Here is a 4,726-nt window from a genome sequence, read left to right on the forward strand (position 1 = left end):
GCCATGGCGCTGCGTGTGCTGCTCGACGCTGCGCCGACGCCGCTGCTGGCGATCGAGGGGGATGCGGTGCGTGCGCTCAACCGCGCGGCACGGGGGATGTTCGCCACCGACAACCGCGTCCTTCCCGCACCGTCCCTGATCGATCCCGCCGCCACCCGCCTGCTACACGAAGCGCGCACCTGGCGCATCGACCGCGTCGCCATGCCCGATGGACGCAGCGTCGTCGCCCTCATCGACATCGAACAAGAAGAACGCACCGCCGAAGCCCGCGCGGCGGCCGATCTGATCCAGGTACTCGGCCACGAACTAATGAACGGCCTCGCCCCGATCGTCTCCCTGGCCGAAAGCGGCATCGCTGCGCTCGAACGGCCGGCTATCGATACCGATCTGCTGCACGAGATTCTCGGCACACTCTCCCGCCGGGCGGAGGGTTTGCAACGGTTTACCGAGGCGTATCGCGCGCTCGCGCGGCTGCCGGCGCCGACGCGGCGGCTGGTGCGCTTGGGGGAGATGGCGGACGATCTTGCGCGGCTGTTCGCGGGGCGTTGGCCAGGTGTGGCGTTGTCGGTGTCGACGGAGGCGGCGGAGTGGGCGCTCGATCGCGATCAGCTTTGCCAGGCGCTATGGGCGTTGTTGCAGAATGCGGCGGAGGCGTGCGTCGCCATGCCGCTGCCGCAGGTCGCGTTGCGCATACAGGTCGCCGACCATGGCCTGAGGATCGAGGTGGCGGACAACGGACCCGGCGTACATCCCGACAGGGCACATCACATCTTCCGGCCCTTCCACACCACCAAGCCCGGTGGCACCGGCGTGGGCCTCACCCTCGCCAGACAGATCGTGCTCGGACATGGCGGCCTCCTGACGCTGCAGCAAGCACCCGGAACCGTCTTCCAAATGCTTCTGCCGAAGGAACGTTAAGCCGCGCGCGCCTCCGCAAGCAGGTCGGCGTCGCTCAGCTCACGGTTGTCGATCCACCACCGGGCATCGCCGACAGCCATGCAGGCCGGGTCCGGATCGCCACCTGCGGCCTGCGCCATGCCCGCGAGCCGCTTGGCGCGGATGGTCGTGGCCCAGCCGATCTGCCGCTCGCTGCCGATCAGCGGAGCAAGGTCCAGATGGGCGATCACCGCACCGTCCGACGCGGCGTTGCGTGCCTCCTCCATCTTCTTGTCCGCCACGAAGCAGGCGCGGCATTTGGTGGTCGCCAGCCAGCGTGCCTTTTGCGCCTTCTGGCCGGCGGAGCCGGGAATATAGTGCGCCTGCTCATGGCCGCAGGCATGGGTGATGCAGTGGGTCATGGCCGGAATCGTGACGCATGCGATTCACCACGCCAAACGGCTTGAGTCGGACCGAATCGAATTTGCGCCGAGCGGTGTATGCGCGCGGCGCTAGCTCTTGATCCGGACCACCAGACCGATCCGCCGATCGACGATGCTGTTGAAGCGCGGCCGGATCGTTTCGCCGAAATACGTCCTGGTCGCCGAATTCAGAATGTTCGACGCATCGACCGAGATATCGAGATGGTCGTTGACCGTGTACCCGATCGAGGCATCGAGTTGATCGAACGGCCGCACATAGATGGGCAGCGACCCCGAACCCGGGCCGCTGGTCGTCTCCACATAATCGTCCCGCCAGGTATAGGCGGCGCGCGCCCTGAATCCGCCGCGCTCATAGAAGCCGACAAGATTGTAGCTGTTCTTCGACAGTCCTTGCAGAGGCACGTCCTGGCCGGCGATCGGGCCGGGCGCACGCGAGGTGACATAGGTATAGTTCGCCTGCACCCCCAGGCCGCCGAGCAGCCCGGGCAGGAAGTCCAGAAACGTCTGGGTGCCCACCTCGAACCCGCGGATACGGCCGTCATCGCCGTTGCGCGGCCGGTTGATGTCCGCCTGGGTGACGTTGGGGAAGGCCGGCAGGTTCACCGTCTCGCGCGACAGGAAGTTCTGGATGAAGCCGTTCACATCCTTCTGGAACCCGGACAGATAGGCATAACCGTTGCGCGAGAAGTACCATTCGATGCTGGCGTCATAGGAGGTCGAGCGCAGCGGTCGCAGGTCCGGATTGCCGGCATTGATGTTCAGGATACCGCTGGCGGCCAGCGAGGTAACGTTCAATGTCGGGCTGAGGCTGCCGAAACCGGGACGGGTCAACTGCTTGGCATAGGCCAGGCGGAGGAACAGGTCCGGCGTGATCTTCAGCCTGAGGTTCGCGCTGGGCAGGACATTGTCATAGCTCGAATCCTGATCGATCGGCGATGTCGCACCGGTCGGCGCCGTCACCACGCCCACCGTCGACAGGTCGGTCTTCAGATAGCGCAGCCCGACATTGCCATCGATCGGCACCCCCAGCGTATCGAAGTCGAGATTGACCTGGCCGTAAGCGGCATAGGTCTGTTCCCGTTGCGAATAGGTGTTCGCCGGATTGAAGCGCGGCGTGCAGATCGTGTCGCCGAACACCTGACACAGCAGCGCCTGATCGCGCTGGATGTAGATCGGCACCGACAATGCCACGTTCATCGGGTTGGGCACGCTGGCGTCGCGGTAGAAATTGCCCGCCAGCGTGATCGGCGCCAGCGCCTGGGGCAAGACGGTGGCCGGGAAGGTATTGGCCGGCTGTCCCGGCGCGGCCGGCGGGAAATGGTTCTGCGTGCCCTGCATGCGCCGCACGTCGCGGGTCGTGTAGCGCCCGCCGATCAGGACCGAGGTGATGAAGCTGTTCTCGAAGTCATACTCGGCATCCAGCCGCCCGGCGAGGCCGTCGCTTTCCGCCTGTTCGCGCTGGGCAAAGGATTCCAGGAACTTGTACTTGCTGATGTCGCGGAAGTCGAAGCCGGACAGTTGCAACAGCACCTGATCGCCCGCCGTGTCGAAATCCAGCCTTGTGCCGGTGGTGTTGCCGTTGTTGCCGACGCGCGTCGCACTGAAATCATCGATGCGGCGCGACTTGGTATAGGCCAGATCGGTGGTCAGCTTCAGATGGTCGGTCGCCTCCCAGGTGCCGCCGCCGGCAATCTGCCAGACATAGGAGCGTGTCGTGGCGACACTGCCGTTCGCGGTAAACTCGACATTGCGATAGGAGCCGGAGCGGACGACGTTCGTACCCTCGTAGAACACGAAATTCGCATCGGGCGCCGCCAGCAGCGGCCCGCGATTGGCATAGGCCAGATAGCCGTCCTGATCGTAATCATACTTGTTGTAGAAGCCTTCGACGAACAGCGAGAGCCGGCTGCTCGGCTTCCACTGCACCGCACCGTTGATCGCCAGACGCGTGCGATCGGTCAGCTCGATCGTGGCACCGCCGCCGTTCGGCGCCAGCACCCGGTCGCCGGGATCGCGCGCCTGCGCCACCGCATTGGTGGCATCGCGCCCGGCAAAGACACCGTTTCCGTTGAAATCGACGATGTTGTAGCGGTCGTTGAACGGTTCGGCCCCCTGCTGGTCACGCCGCCCGGCCGACTTCAGATAAGCCGCCCCCAGCAAGATGCCGATCTCGCCCAGCCCCGTCTGGAACCGGTTGGAAATCAGCGCGGACACCTGCGGCCTGCCGCGTTCGATGAAGTCGTAATAATTCTCGCGCAGGCTCAGGCTCGCCTGGAAGCCGTTGAAGTCGAACGGCCGGCGCGTCTTCAGATTGACCACGCCGCCCAGGCCCCCTTCGATCAGGGTGGCGGACGGGTTCTTGTACACGTCGATCCCGGCCAGCACCTCGGCCGGGATCTGCTCCAGGCTCAGGCTGCGGCCATTGTCGCTGAACGCTTCGCGACCGTTCATCAGCGTGTTCACCTGCGTCAGCCCGCGGATCGAGATGCTGGCACCCTCGCCACGGTTGCGCGTGATCTGGATGCCGGGGACACGCTGCAACGCCTCGACCAGATTGTTGTCGGGCAGCTTGCCGATATCCTCGGCCACGATCGAGTCGACGATCTCGCTGGCGTTGCGCTTGATGTTCTGCGCGTTCTGCAGGCTCTGGCGGAACCCGGTGACGATGATCTCGCCTTCCTCATTCTCGACCTGCGGATTGGCGGCTGTCGGATCGGAGCCGGCCGGCGTTCCCTGCGGCGAGGTGGTGCCGCCGGCCGTATCCGTGGCGGGCCGCGCCGTGGTCGATTGCGCCGGCACGTTTGCGGTGGGTGCACCGTCCTGCGCCCAAGCGTAGCCTGGCACCAATGCGGTCGCCAGCCCGACACTGGTCAAAAGACGTAGTCTGAATTGCGTCACGATCATCATCCCTCCGGCCTGGTGCGCTTCTGCTGGCGCCTTCAATCGTTTTGGATCGCTCGATAAAGCCGAGTCAAACCTTTTCTGCCATCGCTGGCATGGATGTCAGAAAATTCACCGCGATTGTGGTGCTTCAAGCGTTTGCAGGAGAGGTTGAGAATTTTTTTATGCCAGCGGTAGCAATAGCTGAGCTGCTATGTCATCTCTCCGGCATGCTTGACTGGATACAGGTTGATCCGCGCGACAATGTCGCAACGCTATTGCAGGACGCTCCCATGGGGCAGGGCGTGGGCGATGGCCGCCTTGTCGCGACGCAGGACGTACCGCGCGGGCACAAGATCGCGCTGGCGCCGATCCCCGCCGGTGAAGCCGTCATCAAGTTCGGCTTTCCCATCGGTTGCGCCACGACCGATATCGCCCCGGGCCAGCATGTCCATTCGCACAATCTCGCCACCGCATTGACGGGCGACCACGCCTATTGCCGCGATCCCGCCCCGCTCCCTTCACCC

4 protein-coding genes are annotated in these 4,726 nt (G+C 64.7%); 2 read left to right on the forward strand and 2 right to left on the reverse strand.

Translation table 11 applies throughout. The features are described 5' to 3' along the window. The coding region (locus Q0U08_RS17840) for an ATP-binding protein (RefSeq protein WP_298092991.1) at nucleotides 1–918 on the forward strand (918 nt) is incomplete at its 5' end. Here Q0U08_RS17840 and Q0U08_RS17845 read toward each other — a convergent pair. Both Q0U08_RS17845 and Q0U08_RS17850 read right to left on the reverse strand, forming a co-directional pair. Then, nucleotides 915–1,298 carry a hypothetical protein gene (locus Q0U08_RS17845; protein WP_298092992.1) on the reverse strand — a complete coding sequence of 128 codons (384 nt, stop codon included), beginning with the start codon at nucleotides 1,296–1,298 and terminating at the stop codon, nucleotides 915–917. The genes Q0U08_RS17840 and Q0U08_RS17845 overlap by 4 nt on opposite strands. Before the next feature lie 90 nt (nucleotides 1,299–1,388). Beyond that, nucleotides 1,389–4,217, reverse strand: a complete 2,829-nt coding sequence (locus Q0U08_RS17850; protein WP_298092994.1) for a TonB-dependent receptor — start codon at nucleotides 4,215–4,217, stop codon at nucleotides 1,389–1,391. A gap of 212 nt (nucleotides 4,218–4,429) precedes the next feature. On the opposite strand from Q0U08_RS17850, the gene Q0U08_RS17855 reads away from it, so the two are divergent. Then, on the forward strand, nucleotides 4,430–4,726 hold a 297-nt coding region (locus Q0U08_RS17855), incomplete at its 3' end, for a UxaA family hydrolase (protein WP_298092996.1).

This window comes from uncultured Sphingomonas sp., assembly GCF_946477935.1.
Lineage (GTDB): Bacteria > Pseudomonadota > Alphaproteobacteria > Sphingomonadales > Sphingomonadaceae > Sphingomonas.